This is a genomic window from Paenibacillus sp. J14 (assembly GCF_000518465.1).
Taxonomy (GTDB): Bacteria; Bacillota; Bacilli; order Paenibacillales; family Paenibacillaceae; genus Fontibacillus; species Fontibacillus barengoltzii.
On the sequence record NZ_JADQ01000001.1, the window covers coordinates 153,403 to 177,292 of the forward strand.

Consider the following 23,890-nt stretch of genomic DNA (forward strand, 5'->3'; position numbering starts at 1 on the left):
AGTCCGCCGGAACTTGATTCCTGCGGGCTTCTTTGTGTTGTAATTGAGCAGTTTGGAGCCGAAATCCATGGATCATTTTCCAAACATAACAAGCCGCCGGATGACAAATAATGAGTATACCGTGCAAGTTAGGAAAATAAGGAGGAATGTCGTTTGCCTGCAAAAGCGAAAAACAAGCCGGGAGCTCGGGTGAAGCTGAACAACCTGCTGCTGACGGAGGAAGAGTACCAGCAGGTTGCCGACCAGCATAAGCCGAAAACCAACGTTTTGCGCAACTGCGTAAGGGCGTTTCTGGTCGGCGGGTTCATCTGCTTTATTGGCCAATGTATCCAACAGCTGTTTATGACTTTTGCCGACATGTCCGCGCGGGAAGCAGCGAGTCCTACGGTCGCGGTCCTGATTTTCATCTCCGTTGTACTGACCTCGTTTGGCGTGTACGACAAAATCGCCCAATGGGCTGGAGCCGGCACGGCTGTACCTGTGACAGGGTTTGCCAACTCCATGTGCTCCTCAGCCATTGAATCCCGAGCGGAGGGGCTTGTTCTCGGCGTAGGGGCCAATATGTTTAAGCTGGCGGGTTCGGTGATCGTGTTTGGCGTTGTAGCCGCTTTTATTGTAGGCGTGATTCATGTGATCTTCGGCTTGGGAGGAGTGCATTAACCGATGCTGATCGGCGCGCAAACCTGGGAGTTTCGCTCCAAGCCGGCCATTATCGGGGCGGCGACCGTTGTTGGACCGGAAGAAGGGGAAGGGCCGTTGTCCCACACCTTTGACTTTGTTTATGACAATTTGGAGATTGACGAGAAGACGTGGGAACGAGCGGAGCGCAAACTGTTGGAGCACGCTTCTGCCCTGGCCTTGGTCCATGCCGGCATCAACCGCGAGGACCTGTCCTTCTTCATCGGCGGCGATCTGATGAACCAAATTATCACTGCGACGTTTGCAGCTCGGTCGATTGCAGCTCCGTATCTCGGGGTGTTCGGCGCCTGCTCCACCTCAATGGAGAGTCTCGCTTTAGCCGCTTTTCTGGCAGACGCCGGCGGAGCAAAATATGCGATGGCCGGTACGGCCAGCCATAACTGCACCGTGGAGAAGCAATTCCGCTATCCCACCGAGTACGGTTCACAAAAACCGGCCACCGCCCAATATACGATTACAGGCGCGGGCTGTGCGGTTGTATCGAAGGAAGGGAAGGGGCCGCGCATTACCCACGCTACGATCGGCCGGATCCAGGATCTTGGCGTCAAGGATCCGTTTAACATGGGAGCGGCCATGGCGCCGGCTGCCGTGGATACGCTGGTTTCCCACTTCCGTGATACGGGCCGGGGACCCGAGGATTATGATTTGATCGTCACCGGAGACTTAGCTTCGGTCGGACATGCTATCGCCAAGGATCTGCTTGAAAAAGACGGCGTCTTGATGGATAAAACGGAATTTAACGATTGCGGACTGATGATTTATGACCGCAACAAACAAACGTATGTGAACGCCGGAGGCAGCGGCTGCGGCTGTTCCGCCGTCGTCACCTACGGCCACATTTTACGAAAATTAAAGAACCGGGAACTAGGCCGGGTGCTGGTCGTTGCTACGGGTGCCCTCTTGTCTCCGCTGTCCTATCAGCAAGGCGAGAGCATTCCTTGCATCGCGCACGCGGTCGCCCTGGAACAGGAGGTTAGTGAAGAATGATATTTTTCTGGGCATTTGTTGTTGGCGGATTGATCTGTGTGATCGGCCAACTGATGTTTGACGTGCTAAAACTCACCCCGGCGCACACGATGAGTACGCTGGTGGTCGCCGGTGCAGTGATGGATGCGATAGGCTGGTATGATCCGCTGGTGAAGTTCGCCGGAGCGGGGGCCTCGGTACCGATCACCAGCTTTGGGAACTCGTTGGTACATGGGGCATTAACCGAGCTGCAACGGGACGGATGGATCGGTGTAATTACCGGGATCTTCGACGTGACAAGTGCCGGGATTTCGGCGGCGATCATTTTCTCTTTCCTTGCGGCACTGGTTGTTCGGCCCAAAGGCTAAATTTTTTGGGAATCGCGTTGCTTTTTACGGGAACAGTGTACTCCCTATCTATCTTCATGTAAAATAGGTAGATATATACAGGTCTTATTTGGGAGGGAAAATGCGTGCCCGTACATGAGCAATCGATTCAAACTTTGAACGCCGTAAAGAACAACCTGGAGTCATGTATTTTAGGAAAGTCTTTTGAAATTAAGCTGCTGCTTTCGGCGCTGCTGGCCGGCGGCCATGTGTTAATCGAGGACGTACCCGGTACAGGCAAGACTCAGCTCGTGAAGGCGCTGGCGAAGTCGATGAGCGGAGATTACCGGCGGATTCAATGCAATCCGGACATATTGCCCAGCGACATAACGGGGGTATCGGTTTTCCATCCTCATGAAGAACGTTTTGTATTCCGGCCGGGGCCGGTTATGACGCATATTTTGCTGGCGGATGAAATCAACCGGGCAACGACGAAGACGCAATCCGCTTTGCTGGAAGTCATGGAGGAGCGAAGCGTCACCGCTGATGGCGTGACCTACCCGCTTCCTCACCCCTTTATGCTCTGCGCTACGCAAAACCCGATTGATTTTGAAGGCACTTATTTGCTGCCGGAAGCCCAGTTGGACCGTTTTATGATGAAAATTGGGATCGGGTATCCCGACGCTGACACAGAGAAAGCGATGCTGCGCTCTCATAGTCAAGGCCAGCCGGCAGAACAGTTGAAATCGGTTACAACGATGGAAGAGATCGCCGAGATTCAACGCGAGGTTCAGCGCGTGCATATCAGCGAACCGCTTGCCGATTACTTGCTGGAGATCGTCCGTCGGACACGGGAGCATGAAGATGTCCTGCTGGGGGCTTCGCCGCGTGCTTCGCTCGCTTTTATGGCTGCAGCCAAGGCTTATGCTTACCTAGAGGAACGGGATTATGTGCTGCCCGATGATATTAAGACGCTGGCGCCATTCGTGCTGGAGCACCGGATTCTGCTGCGTCCCGAGTCCCGTCTGGGGCATCGGAACGTCAGTGAGGTATTGCAGCAAATTCTCCGGCAGGTCCACGTACCGGTCGCCATAGGACGGTAACCGATGCGCGCGCTGGTCGAAGGCTTTAAAGCGGGCCTCACCTCCCGAAAATTCTGGAGAGTGGCGTCCGTTTGGCTGATCTGCCTGTTGTATGTCTTGTTTCAAGGCGGGAAAACCTCGCTGATGCTATTTATGATGGTTTCGGTACTGTGCTTCTACTGGGTGATTGGAGGGTTTGGCGGCGTCAAACGCATCACAGGCTCACGGACGCTCTCGCTCTCTGGAGAGCGGGGCGTGTTGCTTCAAGCCGGGGATCAGGTGGTGGTGAAGCTGCAGCTGCAGCTTCCCGCATTCCTTCCCCTGCCTTACATCGTCGTCAAGGAAACGCTGCGTCGACACAACGGAGACAGCTGGATGTTTGAGGATAGCATCGTGCCCTACTTCAGATCCCGATCCGAGTTGGTGTATAAAACGCCGCCGCTCGAGCGTGGAAAATATGCATTTGCCGGTACGAATTGCAGTGCTGAGGATATTTTTGGCCTCATGGAGCATACCAGCGTCTTTCAGACCGGCGGGGAGTTTCGCATCCTTCCCCGGACGGTGTTTATTCCCTACTGGGAGCTGTACAGCCGCAATTCGCGTCTAGCGGGTCCGGAGACGGCGATTGCGTTGTCGCGCCGGGAATCTACTCAAATCAACGGGGTGCGTGACTATGTGTACGGGGATCGGATTTCGCGGATTCACTGGAGCGCCACTGCGAAGACGGGAACCTGGAAGTCCAAGGAGTTCGAGCATGAATCGCTGCCTAAGATGGTGCTGGTGCTAGACGCCCATACCAGCGGATATTACCGTGCTTCGCAGTTCGAATTGGCCGTATCAACGGCTGCATCGCTGTTGGAATTTGGGTCCAGGGAACGGATCAGCATGGGGTTGTGCACTCTGGGCAAGTCCCTTCGTTACTTTCCGCCGGCGGAAAGTTATCTGGAGCGACAGCAGATGCTGCACCATCTCGTAGATATCGATGCAGACGGGTTCGGCAACTATAAGGATCGCTTAGAAGCGAAGCCGGATTTATTTCAGCCGGGCGCATTCTTTATCCTCATAAGTCCGCTGGCGGACGATAAAGTGCTGGCTATGCTTAGGTTAGCCAAATCCCGTCAGATGATCCCGTATCATATCCAAATCGGGGAAGAGACTGTGGCCGCAGGTGCGTCTAACAGCTATCAAACCGTGAAACGTTCCGCATGGCAGGCAACCCTGCAGGAGCGGGGACTTCGCGGGATATACGTCACCTCTCTGCACGAGCTTCCTGCAGCGATGGGGGGTGCAAAGCTGTGAAACTATTGGCCAATACTCAGCTTCCGAAGTCTTATCAGAATTTAACCCTGCTGTGGATCGTGATCATTGCGATGCAATGGATTGATTTTACGGAACCGCTGTGGTTCTCGGTCACGACCACTTTGGTGACGGTCACGATCATCTTGATGGCTCTGATTGAATGGCTGCTTCCGGTACAGGCAGCGTGGAAATGGATGATTAAGATCATCGCGCTGCTGCTCATTTGGAGGTTCATCCTCACCACTTACGGGGTTTATGTTCCGTTTGGCCCGTTATTTCCCGATCAGATTCGCGGTATGGCGTTAACCTTTACGCCGTATATCTGGTTTTCCTTAGTCGCTTGGGTGCTGCTTGAAGCGGCGCTGCGGCTGGTTGTTACTCGACTGAGAATTTTGGTGTTTCTGGCTGCCCATCTGGTTGCGTTTACGATTTTGGACTCTTTTACACGTTATTATTTATGGCAAAACGTAGCCTGGATTGTGTTCGCCGGTCTCGGATGGCTGGTTAGCGCCAATTTCTACGAGTATCGCCGGAAATATCCGCAGGGCTGGCAACGATTGCGGCAAAGCCCATTCAAGATCGCGGTGAACGTCTTTATCGTCTTTGCCTGCGTGCTTTTGATCGGGATTAGCATGCCGTCGGTGTCACCTACGCTGACCGATCCGTATACGGCTTGGATCAAGCGGAGCGGAGGGGGCGGAGGCGGTCCTTCCACCTTGACCAGCGCGTTAGGGAATAGCCCATCCGCTGTTCAAGAAGAGATCGTCTCCGGCTACAGCCGCGATGACAAAACGCTAGGCGACGGGTTCGAATTCAGTTACAGCCCGGTCATGTCCATTGAAACCCCGGTGAGATCCTATTGGCGCGGTGAGACCCGGCGCATCTACTCCGGGAAGGGATGGGCTGACCTGGAGCAGGAAGGCCGGGATACGGAACGCTATCGCGGCGGACCGGACGCCGAGCCGCTCGAGCATGAGCAGCCTGGCAAGGTGGAAACGATGCGGGTCGAACAGATCGTGACAATGAATACCGACAAGGAGTACCCGGTGTTGTTTGGCGGTTACGCTATCGAAAGCGTGGAATTACTGGACGAACGCCAGCAGGCAGATATGCGCTGGTCTGCCAAACAGGCGGAACTATTCTGGAACGGCTATCGTGATCCCGGGGATTTGCCGAATTACCCGAGGAAATATAAAGTGGTCGCCAATATCCCTCTGATCCCGCTTAAGGAGCTGGAGCAGGCCAGTTACGATACCTTGTATCCAGAAGGGGCGCCGGAGGAATATTTGCAGATTCCCAACAATCTGCCGCAGCGGGTCAAAGATCTGGCTGCGGAAATTACCGCAGAAGGCGAGACGCCCTACGCGAAAATGGATTTGCTGCAGCAGTACCTTCGGCAAAATTACGAATATACAAACAAGCCGGATTTGACTCGCAGACGCAGCGATGATTTCGTTGACAGCTTTCTGTTTGAAATTCGGCAGGGGTACTGCGACTACTATTCCACAGCGATGGTTGTGATGGCCCGCTCGCTGGGTATCCCTGCACGTTGGGTTAAAGGGTACGCTCCAGGCAGTCAGCCAAGCGACGAGATGATGATGCGCAATCCGGAGCTGGGGCGGGCATATAATGTAAGCAATGCGGATGCCCACTCTTGGGCGGAGCTCTACTTCGGCGATTACGGCTGGATTCCGTTTGAGGCGACGCCGGGCTTTGTTTCCCCAATTATGGAGGCACCGGAAGAGAGCGAAGATACGCTTACGGTTGATACGAACACCGATACGGAGGTTGCGGCTGCCGAAGAGAGCTTCTTCTCGAAGCTGGATCCGGTGGTGATGCAGCGGATTTTTGTTTCGGCCGTCAGCGTCTTGTTGCTCTGGACCCTGTACCAACTGCGCTCGGAACTGTATTTCCTCTGGCTCCGGTTGCGGCTGGGCCGCCCGCTGGCGCCAGAGGAGAAGACGGTATACGAAACGCTGCGACTCGTAAGACGGATGCGGCGGAGAGGCTTCACCCGCGGTGACCAGGAGACGCTGCGCGAAGCATTTGAGCGCTGGAAGCTTGAACGTCCGCAGCTGGCGGAAGTGCTGGACCCGCTGCTTCTCTTATACGAGCAGGCGATGTACAGCTCGAGTCCAAGCCCGGCTACTGCGAATTGGCGCGCCGCGCGGGAGCTGTCCCGAAAGGCAACCCGATTGGTTGGCGGGCACGGTTGGAAGCAGGCTTGGCCGCTCGGTCCTAAACGAACCTTAGGCCAATAATCCAATCGTAGAGCGATTGATCTCTGATTAACGTCAACGCCCCCGTGCTTGCGCGGGAGGCGTTTTCTTTTTTAAAATAGAAGCATGTCGGGGGAATAATATGGTATAGTTTGTCGTATGAAACCGAGGTGAACGTATTTGTTTGAGAAGTTTATACCGAATATGCGCGTGGACAGCGTATTCGATATCGATCTGGAAGGACTCTATGCCCAAGGCTACCGCGGCATCATCACCGACCTCGACAACACTCTGGTCGGAGCCAAAGCGCCGCTGGCCACTCCCGAACTGATCGAATGGTTTGAGAAAGTGAAGAAATGCGGGTTTAAACTCGTGATTGTGTCAAACAATAATTTGGATCGGGTGTCGGTATTCGCCAACCCCTTAAATATTGAGTTTGTACACGCAGCCCGAAAACCTTCCGGCGCAGCTTTTCACCGAGCGATGGAAATGATGGGGCTTGGTCCGAAGGAGACGATCGTGGTAGGCGACCAAATGATGACCGACGTCTTTGGCGGGAACCGGCAAGGGTTGTTTACCGTGCTCGTACTCCCGATCGCCGTCCAGGATGAAGGGTTCGGTACGAAAATTAATCGCATGTTGGAACGCATCGTGAAGCGGCGGCTGGGCAAGGTTGGATTATGGCTCGAGGAGGACAAGAGGAGATGACGGAAGTACGGAGCGCAGAAGGCGCTCTTCGTTGCAGCGGGTGCGGCGCTGTGCTGCAAACGCAGGATTCAAGTAAACCGGGGTACGTCCCGGAGCAAGCTTTATCGAAAGAACCGGTGATTTGCCAACGCTGTTTCCGGATCAAGAACTATAACGAATCTTCATCGGTGACGGTGGAGCAGGACGAGTTCCTGCGGCTGTTGTCGCAGATCGGAAGCAAGGAAGCGCTGGTGATCCATATCGTGGATCTGTTTGATTTTCACGGCAGTGTGATTACCGGATTGCAGCGGTTTGTGGGGAACAATCCTGTGCTGCTGGCGGTAAACAAAATCGATCTGCTGCCGAAAGTAACGAATTGGAACAAAGTTCGCAACTGGGTGCAGAAGGAAGCCAAGGACTTGGGGCTGAAAGTCGAAGATATCGTGCTGTGCAGCGCGAAGCAGAACAGCGGGTTCGACCGGCTGCTAGATGCAGTGGCGGCACGCCGCGGCGATCGGGACGTCTATGTCGTTGGCGCAACGAATGTGGGCAAATCAACGCTGATCAATCGGTTGATTCGGGACTACAGCGATCTGGATCAGGAGTTGACCGTTTCGCGTTATCCAGGCACGACGCTGGATATGGTGCACATTCCGTTGGATGATGGCCGGGCGATTATCGATACCCCGGGGATTGTGTATCCGTCTCGCTACAGCGAGTTGGTGGCTCCATCTGATTTAGGGGTGATCATGCCGGACAAGCCGTTGAAGCCGGCGGTGTACCAGCTGAATGAGGGACAGACACTCTTTTTTGGCGGCTTTGGCCGGTTTGATTTCATTCAAGGGGAGCGTCAATCGTTCACTTGTTTCGTCAGCGGCCGGGTACCCATTCACCGCACGAAGCTGGCGCGGGCAGACGAGCTGTTCACAGAGCATGCCGGGGAGTTGTTGTCACCGCCGAGCAAGGAGCATATTGAAGCGCTGCCGGAATGGACGCGCCATGAATTCCGGATTCCGAAGGGCAGCCGGAGCGATGTCTTTATTTCCGGCCTAGGCTGGATCAAAATCAATAACGATGCTGGTGCGGTCGTCGCGATGCATGTGCCGAAAGGCGTGAAGGTGCTCGTTCGGCCGTCGTTGATTTAGGGTTGCATGGTAGAGCGGACGCTGGCATTGCGGGCAGGCAGGGCTAGCTTTTTGCTTTGCAACACAAATAAGGGTAATAAATGGCGCTATTTCATGGAAAACGTAAGGATGGAGCAAAATAGCGGACATTATGGGTGTTATTTTTGATGCATGGCCTGAAGTCGGGGCGATTGTGGTGATTTCAGGTGGAATAAAGCCATAATTTACCGCTATTTTTGAGTCAAATCGGACTTAAGAGGACATAAGGCCCATTTGGACTGTTATGATTCGAAAAGTTTGGTGAGCAGGAGGAGAACCGATGGGAGATCGAGAGCAGGCGAATCACGAAAAACGGGGAGAGGCACAGGCAAGTGAGTACGGAAGCGCGAAGCAACCGTTGCTGCTCGGCGTCATCGGTGACCCGATCCAGCATTCCAAATCGCCGGTGATGCATACCGCCGCCTTGCAAGCCTGCGGGCTTACAGGGGCTTACCTGCCGTTTCATGTTAAAGGGAACCGGTTAGAGGAAGCCATCCGGGGCATCCGCGCATTGGGGTTTCGAGGTATCAATGTCACAGTTCCGCATAAGGTGGAAGTGATGAACTACTTGGACAGCATCGACGAAGGCGCGCGCTTGATCGGGGCGGTAAACACCATCGTCAATGACGGCGGCGTACTTACTGGTTACAACACTGACGGCATCGGGTATATCCGCTCGCTGAAGGAGGAGGCCGCTCCTGAGCTAAAGGGCAAGCGTGTGCTGGTGTTGGGCTGCGGCGGTGCCGCCCGAGGCATTGTGTACGCGCTGCTTCAGGAGGCGCCGGGACGGGTGACGATCGCCAACCGCACGGCGGCGAAAGCACAGGAACTGGCCGCGGAATGGTCCCATCTTGGCAACTTAACCGGCTGCAGCATCGAGGAACTGGCTAAGGTGCTGCCGGGAGTGGACCTGATCATTAACACCACCTCCGTTGGCATGCATCCGCACGTGAGCGATTGTCCGTTGGATATGCGACTCATCCCGGAAGGGATCGTGGTCAGCGATCTCATCTACAATCCGCTAAAGACCGAGCTGCTGGTGCAAGCTGAGGCGAAAGGCTGCACGATTCACAGCGGTCTGGGGATGTTCATTTACCAGGGGGCTTACGCATTTGAGCATTGGACTGGCTTGACGGCGCCGGTGGATGCGATGCGGGCAGCGGTCTTGGAGAGCATGAATCAATAACGCAAGTTATCGCATAATTGAATGTTAAGGGGTCTTGAATACGACATGTTAACCGGAAAGCAAAAACGTTATTTGCGCAGTTTAGCGCACGGACTGCAGCCGATTTTTCAAGTGGGCAAAGGCGGCACCAACGAGCATATGATTAAACAAATCTCGGAAGCACTGGAGCGCCGGGAACTCATCAAAATCTCCGTGCTCAACAATAACTTGGACGATCCGCAGGAAATCGCGGAGGAGCTGGCGGCAGGCGCGGGAGCTGAGCTGGTGCAGCTGATCGGCCGGACGATTGTTTTATATAAGGAGTCTCGGGAGTATAAGCAAATCGAGCTGCCTTAAGTCTAAGATGAGGCTGAAGCAGATTGTGCACATGAGAAAACTAACCTTTAGAAAAGGCTTCATGTAAAGGTTGTTGGAGGCAACGCATAATGAAGAAAGTCGGAATTATGGGCGGGGCGTTTGACCCGATTCACCTCGGCCATCTATTGGCGGCGGAGGCGGCCAGAGAACAATACCATCTGGAAGAGGTCTGGTTTATGCCCTCCCATATCCCTCCGCATAAACATCAGGCCGGCGTAAGCGGCCAGCAGCGGCTGGAGATGGTCGAGGCGGCGATAGGCAGCAATCCTGCCTTTAAGCCGCTGGATATCGAGCTGCGCCGCGGCGGTGTGTCCTACACGGTAGATACGATCCGGGAGTTGCGCGCATTGCACCCCGATCTGGAGTTTTATTTTATTATCGGGGCCGATATGGTGAATTACCTTCCGAAGTGGGAAGGGATTGAGGATTTGGCCGGGATGATCTCGTTTATCGGGCTGCAGCGCCCCGGAAGCTTCCTGGAGCTGGACGCGCTGCCTCCGTTTATTCAGGAGGCGGTACAGCTCGCGGAGATGCCGCTTGTTGATATTTCTTCAAGCCTGATTCGCAGCCGATTATCTGCCGGACGTTCGGTCAGATATATGGTTCCGGATGCCGTGTATGAATATATGACAAGGAGCGGATTGTATGGGTTACAGCCGTGAAGAACTGATCGCCTCCGTCTCGGCAGGGATGCCCGCCAAGCGCTGGAAGCATGTTGAGGGCGTGATGGAGAGTGCAGTCATCCTGGCGAAGAGGTACGGAGCAGACCCGGTCAAGGCGGATTTAGCCGCGCTGCTGCATGACTTGGCCAAGTTTTGGCCAATCGAGGAGCAGGAAGCGATCATCCGCGACAACGGCCTAAATGCCGAGCTGCTAAACCACGACAAACAGCTGCTGCATGCCGAGGTTGGGGCGTTCATCTCCCGGCGGGATTACGGGATCGAGGATGAAGAGGTGCTGAACGCGATTCGTTATCACACCTCCGGCCGAGTTGGCATGACGCTGCTGGACAAAATCGTCTGTCTGGCAGATTACATCGAACCGGGGCGCGAATTCCCGGGTGTGGAGCGGATTCGCGAGCTGGCGGAAACGAGTTTGGATGATGCGCTGATCGCAGGGTTTGACTCAACGATATCTTTTTTGCTGGAGAAGGGGAAGCCGATCTTTCCTTTGACGGTATTGGCACGTAATGATTTGATCGTAAACCGAAGAAAAACTAAGGAGGCTGAATGAATGGCGATTAGTTCCAATGAATTGATGAACTTGGCAGTGCAAGCTGCAGACGATAAAAAAGCAATGAACATCGTGGCGCTCGATTTGAAAGGGATTTCCTTAATCGCGGACTATTTTGTGATTTGTCACGGGAACTCGGATACGCAGGTGCAGGCGATTGCCACTGAGATTCGCAAAAGAGCGCATGAGGTGGGGGCCCAAATTCGCGGCATTGAAGGCCTGGATTCTGCTCGCTGGGTACTGATGGATCTGGGCGATGTTGTTGTGCACGTGTTCCATCGCGATGAGCGTGAGTATTACAACATTGAGCGGCTTTGGTCGGATGCCAAGGTCGTGGAGACGGTATGAGTCTGGTTGCGGGAACCGTCGTCTCTTTACCGATCGATCGCGAGGTATCGCCGTACGGGTATTTCCTAAGCGCAGGCGGGCAAGATGTACTGCTCCATTACTCCGAGCTGACCCGCCAGGTGAAGCCGGGGGAAACAGTGGAGGTATTCCTGTTCTACGATACGGAGGACCGCTTGGCGGCCACGATGAAGAAGCCGTATCTCACGCTGGGCGAGCTGGCACTGCTAGAGGTGGCTGATGTGCATCCACGGCTCGGCTGCTTCCTGGAGATGGGGCTGGGCCGTCAACTGCTGTTGCCGATCCGTGAGCTGCCTGAGATGAAGGAGCTGCATCCGCAGGTAGGCGACCACGTGTACGTCATCATGGAGCACGACAAACAAGGTCGGCTCAAAGCGAAGCTGGCTGGTGAGCAGGATCTGGCTCCCCATGCTTTCCATGCGCCATCCTCGTGGAAAAACCAATGGCTTGATGCCATCGTCTACAAACCGCTGCAGATGGGGACGTTTGTCGTTGTCCAAGGCGGCGTGCTGGGATTCGGAGCAATTGGCATGATCCACGCCTCGGAACGCACCCGCTTGCTGCGTCTGGGCGAACGCGTGCAGGTACGGGTGGCCCATATCCGTGAGGACGGCCGCGTGAACCTGTCGATGGCGCCGCGCAAGGAAATCGGCATGGGCCAGGATGCGGAGCGCATACTCGCTTATCTGGAGAGTCGGCCAGGCGGAGGTATGCCGTATTCCGACGCAACGCCCCCAGATCTGATCAAGCAGCGGTTTGCGATCAGCAAGTCTGCGTTCAAGCGGGCGCTTGGCAAGCTGATGAAGGAAGGCAAGGTAGTCCAGAAAGAGAACTGGACGTATTTGGTGCAGTCCCCAGCTGCCGGTGCGAATGATCGCGGGCAGCCGGAAGCTTAAGAAAGCAGCAGCAACTAGATAGAAGGCGGTGACGAGCCCATGGCATCATATCGGAAATTTGCTTACGTGTACGACGAATTGATGGAGGACATGCCTTACCCGGACTGGATCCGGTTCGCCCGTACAGCTTGGGATCGGTACGGTATGCCAAAGACGGTTGTGGATCTCGGCTGCGGGACCGGCAGCATTACGATTCCGCTGGTGAATGCCGGGTTCGAGGTGATCGGCATCGATTTGTCTGCTGACATGCTGGCGGTAGCCCGCCGTAAAATGGAAACCACGCCCCAAGGCGCTCGGTTGTTCCGCGAGGGCAGCGTGCGCTGGGTGCAACAGGATATGACGGAGTGGTCCGTGCCGGAGCCGGTCGACGCCGTCATTTCTTTTTGCGATTGCTTGAACTACTTATTGGAAGAGGAAGACATCATTCGGACCTTCCGCCGTACATACGAAGGGTTGAAGCCCGGAGGGACATTCCTGTTTGATGTGCATCATCCCAACACGTTGATCCGGTATGAGGAGGAGCAGCCGTTTGTTTGGGATGAGCCGAGTGTGTCGTATATCTGGACTTGTGAGCGAGATGCGTATCGGAACGAAATTGAGCATCATTTGACGATTTTCGCCCGGGAAGAGGAGCAGGGGCCGGGACTGTACCGTCGGTTCGAAGAAACGCATATCCAACGGGCGTACGACCCGGCATGGATGAAGAGCGAGCTGCTGCGCTGCGGCTTCCGCGAGGTCCACATCTATGCCGATTTTGAGTGGGTCGAGGCGGTAGAAGATGCGGCTAGGCTCTTTTTTGTGGCGGTGAAGTAGACGGCTCAGCTGCGGCTGCCCATCGTTGTCCTAAGTGCAATACTTGCAAAAGTACAGGAATTATACGCCCTATTCGCGGGTTTGGCATTTTTCGTCTAAAATAACTGCAGTTTTGCAGGGATTTATCAAAAATCGGCTAAAGTTCGAGAAGAAAACTGTATTGTTGCACTAATTTCTTCATGGAGGCCCGTTGTCTCTCAAAGCTATAATGAGAAACGGAAATCATCGAAGGGAAGAGGGGGAATCGCATGAAAAAGCAGTTGACCTTGTTGTTCCAGGGGGATTCCATTACAGACGGAAATCGGGATCGCGGTACGGATTTGAACCATATTCTGGGTCACAGTTATGCCTATATTATCGCGGCGAAGCTAGGTCATGAATATGCCCATTTGCAACCGAAGTTCATAAACCGGGGCGTGAGTGGAGATCGGGTGTCCGATGTTTACGCAAGATGGAACGAGGATGCGATCAGTCTGAAGCCGGACGTCATTAGCCTGTTGATCGGCGTGAATGATGCCTGGAGGCAAATGAACGGCGAACCTAGCGGGGCGACGGATCGGTTTGAGCGGGTGTATCGTCACTTGCTGGAGGAGACGAAGGAAGTAATGCCGAACACCAAACTGGTGTTATGCGAGCCGTTTATTTTGAATACCGGAGCTACCGCGGAAAAATGGACCGAGTGGAAGCACCTGATAGGCAGGTACCAGGATATCGTGCGCCAATTGGCTGAGGAGTTTGGTGCGGTGCATGTTCCGTTGCAGGACGCGTTTGATGCGGCGACGGAACAAGCTGAGGCTGCGTACTGGATCTGGGACGGCGTCCATCCAACGGCTGCGGGCCACGATCTCATCGCCAAACGATGGTTGGAAGTCGCAGAACGAAGCGGATTGTGGGAATAATCTAAACCAAAAAATAAAGGGTTTAAAGCGGATTGATTCCGTTTTAAACCCTTTTATTTTTGACGAAACATTTCCTTCAGCACACGGTACGCACGCGCTTGTTCCTCGGCTGGCTGTTCCTGCAGCAGCTGCACGATCTGCCAAATCCAAGTTTGGTCCTGGAGCTCGTCGTACCCTGGATTGCGAAATAGAGCATATACGCTGATCTGCAGGGCATCGGCAATTTTATGCAGCGTTTCGAGCTGCACGTTCTGCTCCCCGCGTTCCAACCGTCCGATATAGGAGCCGTACGTTTCCGTCGACTCGGCCAGCTGTTCCTGGGTCAGCCCTTTGAGCTTGCGATAGTATCTGACGTTTTTTCCGACCTGCTTTGCTACATCCATAGCGGCCACCTCTCGTATTAAGTTTAGTCCAAGCGGAGGGGCGAACTGCAGAGCATCTTAAGTTCAAATTTTTATCAAAAAGAATTTATAAGTTCTTTACTGCATATTATTGACAAATTTCGAGGGGAATATTAGATTGAAGATAGAAATCTGAACCATTCCTTTGTGATGGTTGATTTTATCTCATTTCGAGTGGTGAGGAGTGGTCTTGTTGAACGGATCGGGGTTGCAGATATTTCCATTTTATTCGAATTAGACATAATCCCCTAAAATCATGGATGAATAGTTTTATTTGCAAATTAGAGGGGGATTCCATTGAAATCGCGTGCCACTATTGTTGCTGCCATAGAAGAATATATGGTGCGACAGAATCTAAATCTCACTCAATTGGCCAAGCAGTTTGAACTAAACCCGGGGACGTTAAGCTCCATATTGAACGGAAACCGTCCGCTGGCGGTAGATCAATTAGAACGGATTACTATGGTGCTGGGATATCCGAGAGGCTATTTCTATAAAACTTACATCAGCGAGTATTTGCATGAAAAGGACCCGGATTGGCGCAGAGTCAAACCATTAATCCATAACTGTGCGGAGTTAGGCCAGCTGGATCGCATTCGGGAAATCGTCGGATTATTGTTGGACAACCCGCTTTACGCTCAGCTTTTATTTGATTTAGCTGAAGAGCTGTACGAGAAGGGCCAATATGAAGCCGCTGGAATCTTATATGAAAATGTAGCGATGACTGAGCGGAAACAGCACTCCGAGCGGTTAGCGCTTTGTCAATACCGCCTCTTCCTGATCGGTCAAGGGACGAATCAGGATCAAAACTACCAGGCGGCGATCCAATTCGAGCCGTATGTCGAGCGTCTGGATGAAGCCAGTCAACTCGATGCGTTAAGGGATCTGGCGAATACCTATCGTGCCCTAAACCGCTGGGATCGGGTGGAGAGCATTGTGCAACGATTGGAGCAAAAGGCCAAAGTGTACTATTTCTCGGAGCATAAGCGTAGAATCTTGCATCGGAAGACGACGCGACCTTTATTTTACTATTTGGCGTATTCCTATTTGCTGCTTGGAAATGTACATAACGTACGTGGGGAATATGACCAAGCATTGTTGGATATCCAACACTACCGAGATCTCAGTTGGGTGCAGGAGAATGATGCAGAGACGTTGCGTTGGAAGAAGTTATTTAGTGAGTGGGCCTATGCCAACACGCTTCTTACCCGGCTTTCTTCCGGGGATATTACGGTACTCGATGAGTATGTCACCTACTGCCACAGCAGAGAAGAAGACAAGATTCTCATGATCTTCAATCTGGTGAGGAACGCCAACCAATATGACTTCTCGATTGATCATATCCTTGAACAGTTTCAAGAAGATTTAGCGGCTTTAGATCATCCGCCCTTGAATACGGGAATGTATAGCCCGCAGCTTATTCTGGATCGGATATCTCAACTTTATCTCGAGTTAGCCGACTATCATCTCTGCCGAGGTAAGTACCCGGAGGGGTTTAGCTGCTTAATCAAAAGTTTGGAACAGTTTAATCAATTAAACAATTCGCATCGCGCCGTGATGGTCCGATATGTAGAGTTATTCGAGCGGTACCGAAGCTTTGCATCGCCCCAAGTTATCGATACATATGAGGATTTAATCAGCAAGCTAAAGAAGAGCATATAAATCATATGGATGAAGTCCAAGACAGAAGAGGCCATGTTTGATCCACGGTCTCTTTTTTGTTATCTAGAATTTTTTATGCAATGTTCTCTATTTTGTTAACGTTTTGCAGTAAATTCATTGGTTAAATGGAGAATTGTAAAAATTAAATAGTTATTGTGCTCATAATTCAGTATAATTCTTATGAACCCATTGAACGAACTCTTCAGAGAGGATTATCGACCTAATGAATGTAGCAGCAACTAAACCAGTTAAGACAAACCGGCGTTCGAAGCCGTCACCTCCACCTGTTCGGATCTTTTCCCTCGGCGGGATCGGGGAAATCGGAAAAAATATGTATGGCATCGAGTTCAGAGACGAAATTATATTAATTGACGCGGGGCTTAAGTTCCCGGATTCCCGTTTGACGGGCATTGATTGCATTATTCCGGACATCAGTTATCTGATTGAGAACAAGCATAAAATGAAAGGGCTTTTCCTGACTCACGGTCATGAGGATCATATCGGAGCGATCCCGTATGTGTTGCGCCAACTGCAGCTGCCGATTTACGGCGGTCCGTTAACAATTGGCTTAGTGAAAGCCAAATTGGAGGAGCATCGGTTGCTTGGGCAAGCAGAGCTGCATGTGTTCCACGAAAATGATCGGTATGCTTTTAAGCATCTGGCCGTGCATTTTTTCCGGACGACGCACAGCATTCCCGATGCCTTTGGCATTGTCGTGGATACTCCTTACGGATCTATCGTTCATACCGGTGATTTCAAATTCGACTTCACCCCGGAGGACCGTCCGGCGGATCTGTTTAAGATGGCCAGCGTCGGGGGAGAAGGCGTGTTGGCATTGCTTGCTGACAGCACCAACAGTGAGAAAGAAGGCTTTACCCCTTCGGAGCGCCGGGTTGGTGACGCTATCCTAGAGTCATTCCGCGGCTGCCGGGGGCGGATCTTGTTCGCCACCTTCGCCTCGAACGTGCATCGGCTTCAACAGGTGGTAGAAGCGGCCACGATCGTCAACCGCAAAATTGCAGTTATCGGCCGCAGTATGGAAAAGGTATTCGCCATCGGTCAGGATTTGGGCTATATCCGCGTTCCGGAAGGGATGCTGATCGATGTGAAGCACATCGACCGTTACCCGGAGGAGCAGATCCTTATTGTCTGCACCGGCAGCCAAGGTGAACCTAACGCGGCGCTCAGCCGAATTGCCTCGGGTGCGCATCGGAATGTCCAGGTTTATCCGGGAGACACGGTAATTTACTCATCCTCGCCGATTCCTGGCAATGCGCAAAATATTAACCGCAGCATCGACCTGCTGCTTCGCGCAGGTGCCAACGTCATTTACGGCTCGATCTTCGATATCCATACGTCCGGGCACGGCTGCCGAGAGGATCTGAAGCTGATGCTCAGCTTTATTCGGCCTAAATATTTCATTCCGATCCACGGCGAGTACCGGATGCTGCTCAGCCATCGCGATTTGGCGCTGCAAACGGGAATTCCTGAGGATCGCATCTTCATCATGAACATCGGGGATACGTTGTCGGTGTACCGGAACCGAGCCAAACGCGGGCGCACGATTCCTTCAGGACAAGTGCTCATCAGTAACGGGGAAATGCGTCCTACCCATGAAGACACCCTGTTGCTCGAACGGATGGAGCTGGCTCAGGAAGGGATTGTCATCGTCGTCATGACAGTCGACCGTAAGACACGGCAAATTTTAGCTGGACCAGACATCGTCTCGCGCGGTTTCGTTTATATGCAAGATGCCAGACCGTTGCTGCGGCGGGCGGAGGCGCTGTTGAAGCGGAACCTGAACCGCCTTGGCGAGAAGGAGCCTTACGATCATAACGCCTGGCTGCGCGCGACGCAGCAGCAACTTCGGCGGTATTTTGCCAAAGAAGTGGGCCGGACGCCGCATATTATGCCTTCCATCTTGGAAGTCTAGCATCGACAGTGGGAGCTTCCCGATCACGGGAGGCTCTTCTCTTTGAATTGACCGCTTGTTCGGAGTTCCGTATAATGTGTAAAAATATAAGGAGATCGCAAAGGAGGGAGATTCCATGAAAGAACCCACGATTCGTTCCGTGATCAGCGATCAGCTGGAAAGGAAGGGCTATTCCTTGCACAGCTTCTCTCGCCGTTCGGGAATTAACCGGGGAACGCTCAGCGCCATCTTGAACGGAAATCCCCCTAAACCGATCTCTATCGGTCAGTTGGACCTGATCACCCAAGCGCTGGAACAGCCGATCGGGTCGTATTATCCCTTGTATGTGGAGGAATGTATCGATTCAGACCATCCCAACCGTCGAAGGTTAAAAGCGTTTCTGCATCGCTGCGCGGAGATCGGCGAATTGGCTTGCATTGATCAAGTGTTATCTCGCTTAACCGAGGACTTATCGTATCTTCCGATGATTTTTGATCTGGGGGAGGAGCTTTACGAAGAAGGATACCGCGATGCTGCAAAGCTTTTCTACCATTCCGTCTGCGAAAACGAGAAGTACCAGCACTCAGAACGACTGGCAATCAGCCAATACCGCCTGTTCCGGATGAATCTGGGGGATGACGCGGAATCCAACCTGCGGACTGCCACCTGGTTCGAGCCCTATCGCAACCGACTTCCTGAGGATCTTCAGCTCGATGGGCTGCTGCAATTAGGGAACACCTATTACGCATTGCAAAAATGGATGTATGTCGTGAGATTTGCCGAGGAGCTGCAAACGCTGGCCCGCCGAATCTATGAAACGAGCTGGAAGGCCTCCTCTGCTCAATGGGATCGGGAGCTGCGTTGTGAGCGTCACCTGGTGGTTTACTATGGCCAAGGATATCTGCTGAAGGGCGCGGCATTGGAGCATCTGGGCAGGTATGAGGAAGCGCTGCAGTGTGTTGCTGAATACGCGGATTTAAGCTGGTTTGAGGGCTTGGACGAAACGGGCTTCAAAGAAGTGGAGAAATTTAAAGTCTGGGCCAGAGCGAACCGCTACAATCTGGAGATTTTAAATGGGAACCAAGCGATTCTTCCGGAATATATCCAGATGCTCAGAGAGCATCCGTATGAAGTGCTGCCGAGCCTGAGGATCATTGTCGAAGCCGCGAACATCAACGGTTTTCTAATTGACGACGTATTAAAAGAGTTTCCGATGAATACGGATTTATATAGCCTTTATCCCAATCACTATGTTTCCGCTATAAATAAAGACCGCTTCTTGGACCTTAACTATCAGCTGGCGATTTATCTGCTGCGCAAACAGGAGATTGAGGAAGGTTTGGAGAAGTTGATTTACGCGCTCCAATACGCGGTTTCTCTGAATAACAAGGAATTTTTCATAAAAATGGTTCCGCTATTCGAGCAACATCGAAGCTTCGCGACACAAGTGCAACTCCAGCAGTACGAATCTTTGATGAGGGAGGTGTTGAAGGTTGCGGAAGTGGGCAGTGGCGTTCGCTTTGTTGATTAGTTTAGGTTCTGGAGTATTCGGCAGCATCAGTCACAACGGCCCTATTACAGTGTACGAAAACGGAGTAGGGGGTTAATAAGACACCAGAACATAAGATGCAGCTTGGCAGGGACCAAGTCAATTCATCCGGGGGAACCCGTATCGATGGATTGGCTTTTTTTTTGATAGTTTTCCGATCCCGGACATGAGATAATGGTAATAAAATTGACTCCAAAAGAAGGTGTGGATCTGAACATGCAGCAGTTAAGTGAAACTCGCCCGAACCTGGGAAGCCCCGAAGTGGTCACCTTTGGCGAAAGCATGGCTTTATTGATCGCGGAGGGGGGCAAAGGGCTCGAATATGCAAGCGCTCTCTCGCCATCCTTTGGGGGGGCGGAGTCCAACGTAGCGATCGGATTAGCCCGACTGGGCCAAACCTCCGGATGGTGCGGCCGCTTGGGGGACGATCCGTTTGGCCGGCGTATTCTGAAGGCCATCCGCGGCGAAGGCGTTGACGTGTCCCGTGCGATGTTGACGGACGAAGCCCCGACGGGCATGATGGTACGGGAAAATGTGGCAGGCAAAAGCTCGGTCTATTACTACCGCAAGTTATCGGCGGCCAGCTTCATGAGCCCGGAGCATCTGGACGAATCGTACATTGCCGGAGCCAAGGTTCTGCATCTGACCGGCATTACGCCGGCACTTAGCGCTTCTTGCGTGGAAACGGCCCATGCGGCGATGGATATCGCCAAGCGGCATGGGGTGAAGGTGAGCTTCGATCCGAATTTGCGATTAAAGCTGTGGAGCATTGAGGACGCACGGAAGGTATTACTGCCGTTGGCGATGAAAGCGGATTATTTCCTGCCCGGGCTGGATGAGTTAAAGCTGTTGTACGAGACCGATTCGATGGATACGATGATCGGCAAGCTGCAGGAGTTGCCTGCGATCAGTATTATCAAAGGCGGGGATGATTGTACCTATGTGCTGGAGCAAGGGCAGCTGAACGCGGTGCCGTATTTTAAGGTGGAACAGGTGATTGATACGGTAGGAGCGGGCGACGGATTTTGCGCCGGATTTCTGGCTGGAGTCGTACGCGGGTACAGCATGGTAGAAGCCGTTCGTCTCGGGAATCTGGTTGGCGCTCAGGTCATTCAGGCCGTAGGCGATTGGGAAGGGTTGCCGAGCGCGGCGGAGATTGAACGTCTCTTGTCCGGCAAAGGGCATGTGGAGCGGTAGAGAGCTCATTTCTTTACTGTGAACGGTGTCGTTTGGGCCTTAATGTTAACGTGATCATTTATACGGTAATAGAAAACCGCAGGAGCTTTGTCTCCGGCGGTTTTGCTGTCATTAGGGGGCGAACCCCTCCTGACTAAGAAACACTTGATGTTTGGGAAAAACCTGCAGCAGACGCTCATGTACGATTTGGTAGGCGTCCGGTGAATACCACGATGCGAGGCCCAGCTGTTCATAGATCGAGTGAATGCCCAGCTTGGCGGTGCGGGTGCCTCCACTTCCATCTCCCATAAAATAGTCGTCCAGGCACACGCGATCGGCCCATAGACGCAGCTTGGACGGGAATTGCTCGGTGCTGGGAAGCACTGGAGCAAGGGTGGCTTGAACCGGCACTCCAGCCTCAGCCAGCTGCTGTCCGGCGCGCAGACGCGCGGCAATCGGCGGAGCATATGGCGTAAACGCCCGGCGAATGTCCTCCCGGTCCGTCTCAATCGTTAAGCTGACGCGCACCCGATGCTTGAGCTGCAGCAGCAGATCGATATCCCGAGTGACGAGGGGACTACGGGTTTGTACCAGCAGAAAGTCGGGGGGTTCGCTTACCATCACCTCGAGCAACGATCGGGTGATTTGCTCCTTCGCTTCTACAGGTTGGTAAGGATCGGTGCTGGAGGACATAAAGATCGTAACCGGCCCTTTAGCTTTGGCTTTGCGCAGTTCTTTGCGGAGAAGCTCAGCCGCGTGATGCTTGATGTCCACCCACGATCCCCATTCCCGCTTGCGAAATAAGGCCACCGGCAGCTGACGTACATAGCAATAGGAGCAACCGAAGGCACATCCGGCATAAGGGTTCAGCGAATGGGAGTAATGGGAGAGAAATCCGGTCCCTTTGTTTAACAACGTTTTGGGCGTTGTATAGGCGGCAGCTACCCGCGGATGGTCGTTGGGATTCACCGGCTGCCTCCAACAAATGCGGCCTGTTCCAGCTCCAGCAGTCGCAGCTTCATTTCCAAGCCGCCGCGGTAGCCGGTAAGCGCCCCGTTCTTGCCGATCACGCGGTGGCATGGAACTGTGATGAGCAGCGGATTTGCGCCAATCGCGGCTCCCACGGCGCGGACGGCATTCGGCTTCCCCAGCGATGCGGCAATATCGGAATAGGAGCGGGTCTGCCCGAACGGAATGGCGCATAACGCCTGCCAGACGTCCTGTTGGAACGGGGTTCCGTGCAGGTCGTAAGGGAGGGTAAAACGCTGCAGTTCGCCGCGTAAATAGGCGGCCAGTTCGTCGGCATAGGGAGACAGTCGTTGGTCATCTTGCGTCAGTGTACGGCCGGGGAATCGCCGGCTCGCCCAGGCGGTCAGTTCATCCAACGTGCCGCCGGACGAACCAACGAAAGCCAGACCTTGCTCGGTAGCAGCAAGATAAAGGCTCCATGCGGGTTCCTGAAGCCGTGACCAGTATAACGGTGAGGTTTGAACGGCTGTAACGGTTGTCATGGCGCTTACACCTCCGTTTGCATTTTGCGATATTCATTTGGCGTGACGCCGGTCATTTTTTTGAACAGGGTGATCAAATAAGCGGAGCTGCCAATCCCGACTTCCCGGGCGATTTCAGCCACAGTTCGCTGCGACTCCCGTTCTGCCAAAGCGCGCTTCGCCTCATCGATTCGCCGCCGCACCAGGTATTCCGTTGGTGTCATGTGCATGACTCGTTTGAAGGTTCGTTGCAAATGATACGGGCTGCCATGGCATTCTTCAGCCAGCATTTCCAGGGTGAGCTTGTTTGGATAGTGGCGGTCGATGTAATCCGCGATCTGTTCGACCCACTCTTGATCCGGCAACCGCAGTCCCTCCGGCTTGCAGCGCTTGCAGGGGCGGAAATGGGCCGCTCGTGCTTGCTCTGCAGTCGCAAAGACGAGAACATTCTCCCGCTTAGGCGGCCTTGATTTGCAGGACGGTCGGCAGAAGATGCGAGTAGTTACCACCGCGTAGAAGAAATGGCCGTCCTGCGACGCATCATTGGCGAGAATCGCTTGCCACTGCGCCTCGTTAGCAGTTTGGTATGTCGGAGACCCGGTATGGATGGTCATGGCTTCACCCCCAGCCTTAGTATACCTTGGTCAAGATGACGATGCCATGGGAAGCGAAAGGAAAAGCAAGATTACGAAATCCCGATTCATAGAAAAAGCCTGCCAATATGGCAGGCGAATTTTCTAGATATTACCGCGCCATCCATCCTCCATCGACGCAAAGGATGTGGCCGTTCATATAGTCTGAGGCGGCAGAGGCGAGGAAGACGGCAGGCCCTTTAAGATCCTCCGGCGTTCCCCAGCGTCCGGCTGGAATCCGATCGGTGATCGAAGCTTTCCGGTTCTCGTCGGCGCGAATTTGCGCGGTATTGTCCGTGACCATGTAGCCGGGGGCGATGCCGTTGACCTGGACCCCATAGGCAGCCCATTCGTTGGCAAATGCTTTCGTTAAGCCGGCAACCCCATGCTTGCTGGCTGTATAGCCGGGCACGTTGATCCCGCCTTGGTAGGAGAGCATCGAGCAGATGTTAATGATTTTGCCGCTGCCGCGTTCAATCATATGGCGTCCAGCGATCTGCGAGAGCAAGAACACGGTGTTCAGGTTCAGCTGGATGACGTCGATCCAATCCTGTTCACTATGATCTTTCGCTGGCGTCCGGCGGATGATCCCGGCGTTGTTTACCAGAATGTCGACCGCACCCGTTAATTTGATTGCTTCGTCAAAGGTATGCTGCAGCTTGTCATGCTCGCTGAGGTCAACCACGACTTCCGTCGCATTCCGGCCTAAGGCTGTAATTTGGCTGACCGTTTCCGCACTGCTGGTGCGCGAGACGCAAACGACGTCGGCCCCCGCTTCGGCTAGTCCGACTGCAATCCCCTGGCCTAGTCCGCCGGAAGCCCCGGTGACCAGGGCAGTTTTGCCCGTTAAGTCAAAAAGATGATGCATAAGTATACG

Annotated in this window: 25 protein-coding genes; 20 read left to right on the forward strand and 5 right to left on the reverse strand. The window is 53.5% G+C overall.

Going from position 1 to position 23,890, the window contains the following annotated elements; all coding sequences use genetic code 11:
- The first annotated feature begins 153 nt into the window (after window positions 1-153).
- The 16 genes from spoVAC to M891_RS0100670 all read left to right on the forward strand — a co-directional run bounded on the left by spoVAC (window position 154) and on the right by M891_RS0100670 (window position 14,191).
- Window positions 154-660, forward strand: coding sequence for a stage V sporulation protein AC (spoVAC, locus tag M891_RS0100595; protein ID WP_016311365.1), 507 nt, complete (start codon window positions 154-156; stop codon window positions 658-660).
- Between the two features lie 3 nt (window positions 661-663).
- Window positions 664-1,686: a stage V sporulation protein AD gene (gene spoVAD / locus M891_RS0100600; RefSeq protein WP_016311366.1), complete on the forward strand. Its 1,023-nt coding sequence runs from the start codon at window positions 664-666 to the stop codon at window positions 1,684-1,686.
- Window positions 1,683-2,033: a stage V sporulation protein AE gene (gene spoVAE, locus M891_RS0100605; protein WP_028537429.1), complete on the forward strand. Its 351-nt coding sequence runs from the start codon at window positions 1,683-1,685 to the stop codon at window positions 2,031-2,033. Before spoVAD ends, spoVAE begins: the two co-directional genes overlap by 4 nt.
- Before the next feature lie 104 nt (window positions 2,034-2,137).
- Entirely contained in the window at window positions 2,138-3,094 is a 957-nt protein-coding gene (locus tag M891_RS0100610; protein WP_028537430.1) for an AAA family ATPase, read from the forward strand.
- A gap of 3 nt (window positions 3,095-3,097) precedes the next feature.
- Complete coding sequence (locus M891_RS0100615; protein WP_028537431.1) at window positions 3,098-4,372, forward strand: DUF58 domain-containing protein; 1,275 nt, start codon at window positions 3,098-3,100, stop codon at window positions 4,370-4,372.
- Window positions 4,369-6,633, forward strand: coding sequence for a DUF4129 domain-containing transglutaminase family protein (locus M891_RS0100620; RefSeq protein ID WP_028537432.1), 2,265 nt, complete (start codon window positions 4,369-4,371; stop codon window positions 6,631-6,633). Before M891_RS0100615 ends, M891_RS0100620 begins: the two co-directional genes overlap by 4 nt.
- Before the next feature lie 138 nt (window positions 6,634-6,771).
- Window positions 6,772-7,299, forward strand: coding sequence for a YqeG family HAD IIIA-type phosphatase (locus M891_RS0100625; RefSeq protein WP_028537433.1), 528 nt, complete (start codon window positions 6,772-6,774; stop codon window positions 7,297-7,299).
- Window positions 7,296-8,423: a ribosome biogenesis GTPase YqeH gene (gene yqeH / locus M891_RS0100630; protein WP_028537434.1), complete on the forward strand. Its 1,128-nt coding sequence runs from the start codon at window positions 7,296-7,298 to the stop codon at window positions 8,421-8,423. The genes M891_RS0100625 and yqeH overlap by 4 nt, the downstream gene beginning before the upstream one ends.
- 298 nt (window positions 8,424-8,721) lie before the next feature.
- Window positions 8,722-9,627 carry a shikimate dehydrogenase gene (aroE, locus tag M891_RS0100635; RefSeq protein ID WP_028537435.1) on the forward strand — a complete coding sequence of 302 codons (906 nt, stop codon included), beginning with the start codon at window positions 8,722-8,724 and terminating at the stop codon, window positions 9,625-9,627.
- Between the two features lie 45 nt (window positions 9,628-9,672).
- Window positions 9,673-9,963, forward strand: a complete 291-nt coding sequence (gene yhbY, locus M891_RS0100640) for a ribosome assembly RNA-binding protein YhbY (RefSeq protein ID WP_016311374.1) — start codon at window positions 9,673-9,675, stop codon at window positions 9,961-9,963.
- Window positions 9,964-10,052: 89 nt separating this feature from the next.
- Window positions 10,053-10,646, forward strand: coding sequence for a nicotinate-nucleotide adenylyltransferase (locus M891_RS0100645; RefSeq protein WP_016311375.1), 594 nt, complete (start codon window positions 10,053-10,055; stop codon window positions 10,644-10,646).
- Window positions 10,630-11,217, forward strand: a complete 588-nt coding sequence (gene yqeK, locus M891_RS0100650) for a bis(5'-nucleosyl)-tetraphosphatase (symmetrical) YqeK (protein ID WP_028537436.1) — start codon at window positions 10,630-10,632, stop codon at window positions 11,215-11,217. The genes M891_RS0100645 and yqeK overlap by 17 nt, the downstream gene beginning before the upstream one ends.
- The gene (gene rsfS / locus M891_RS0100655; protein ID WP_016311377.1) at window positions 11,218-11,565 is read left to right on the forward strand and encodes a ribosome silencing factor; all 348 of its coding nucleotides are present in this window, start codon (window positions 11,218-11,220) and stop codon (window positions 11,563-11,565) included.
- A complete protein-coding gene (locus M891_RS22995; protein ID WP_036699030.1) occupies window positions 11,562-12,479 on the forward strand; it encodes a CvfB family protein in 918 nt (305 codons plus the stop codon). Before rsfS ends, M891_RS22995 begins: the two co-directional genes overlap by 4 nt.
- Window positions 12,480-12,518: 39 nt before the next feature.
- Window positions 12,519-13,292 carry a class I SAM-dependent DNA methyltransferase gene (locus M891_RS0100665; protein WP_028537437.1) on the forward strand — a complete coding sequence of 258 codons (774 nt, stop codon included), beginning with the start codon at window positions 12,519-12,521 and terminating at the stop codon, window positions 13,290-13,292.
- 248 nt (window positions 13,293-13,540) lie between these two features.
- Entirely contained in the window at window positions 13,541-14,191 is a 651-nt protein-coding gene (locus M891_RS0100670) for an SGNH/GDSL hydrolase family protein (protein WP_028537438.1), read from the forward strand.
- Between the two features lie 53 nt (window positions 14,192-14,244).
- Here the strand turns inward: M891_RS0100670 and M891_RS0100675 are convergent, their stop codons facing one another.
- On the reverse strand, window positions 14,245-14,574 hold the full coding sequence (locus tag M891_RS0100675; RefSeq protein ID WP_028537439.1) for a helix-turn-helix domain-containing protein: 330 nt from the start codon (window positions 14,572-14,574) through the stop codon (window positions 14,245-14,247).
- A 315-nt stretch (window positions 14,575-14,889) separates the two neighbouring features.
- Here M891_RS0100675 and M891_RS0100680 point away from each other — a divergent pair, with 315 nt between their 5' ends.
- From M891_RS0100680 to M891_RS0100695, 4 genes are all read left to right on the forward strand, one after another.
- Window positions 14,890-16,254, forward strand: a complete 1,365-nt coding sequence (locus tag M891_RS0100680) for a helix-turn-helix domain-containing protein (RefSeq protein ID WP_028537440.1) — start codon at window positions 14,890-14,892, stop codon at window positions 16,252-16,254.
- Between the two features lie 223 nt (window positions 16,255-16,477).
- Window positions 16,478-18,187, forward strand: coding sequence for a ribonuclease J1 (gene rnjA / locus M891_RS0100685; protein WP_016311383.1), 1,710 nt, complete (start codon window positions 16,478-16,480; stop codon window positions 18,185-18,187).
- Window positions 18,188-18,302: 115 nt separating this feature from the next.
- Complete coding sequence (locus M891_RS0100690) at window positions 18,303-19,697, forward strand: helix-turn-helix domain-containing protein (RefSeq protein ID WP_036699032.1); 1,395 nt, start codon at window positions 18,303-18,305, stop codon at window positions 19,695-19,697.
- 234 nt (window positions 19,698-19,931) lie between these two features.
- A complete protein-coding gene (locus M891_RS0100695) occupies window positions 19,932-20,912 on the forward strand; it encodes a sugar kinase (protein ID WP_028537442.1) in 981 nt (326 codons plus the stop codon).
- 111 nt (window positions 20,913-21,023) lie between these two features.
- Here the strand turns inward: M891_RS0100695 and M891_RS0100700 are convergent, their stop codons facing one another.
- From M891_RS0100700 to kduD, 4 genes are all read right to left on the reverse strand, one after another.
- On the reverse strand, window positions 21,024-21,860 hold the full coding sequence (locus tag M891_RS0100700) for an SPL family radical SAM protein (protein WP_051416780.1): 837 nt from the start codon (window positions 21,858-21,860) through the stop codon (window positions 21,024-21,026).
- Window positions 21,857-22,402 (reverse strand): methylated-DNA--[protein]-cysteine S-methyltransferase, encoded by a 546-nt coding sequence (locus M891_RS0100705; RefSeq protein ID WP_028537444.1) that lies wholly within the window; start codon window positions 22,400-22,402, stop codon window positions 21,857-21,859. Before M891_RS0100705 ends, M891_RS0100700 begins: the two co-directional genes overlap by 4 nt.
- 5 nt (window positions 22,403-22,407) lie before the next feature.
- On the reverse strand, window positions 22,408-22,995 hold the full coding sequence (locus tag M891_RS0100710; protein ID WP_028537445.1) for a bifunctional transcriptional activator/DNA repair enzyme AdaA: 588 nt from the start codon (window positions 22,993-22,995) through the stop codon (window positions 22,408-22,410).
- Between the two features lie 130 nt (window positions 22,996-23,125).
- Window positions 23,126-23,881: a 2-dehydro-3-deoxy-D-gluconate 5-dehydrogenase KduD gene (kduD, locus tag M891_RS0100715; protein ID WP_016311389.1), complete on the reverse strand. Its 756-nt coding sequence runs from the start codon at window positions 23,879-23,881 to the stop codon at window positions 23,126-23,128.
- Between the last annotated feature and the right edge of the window lie 9 nt (window positions 23,882-23,890).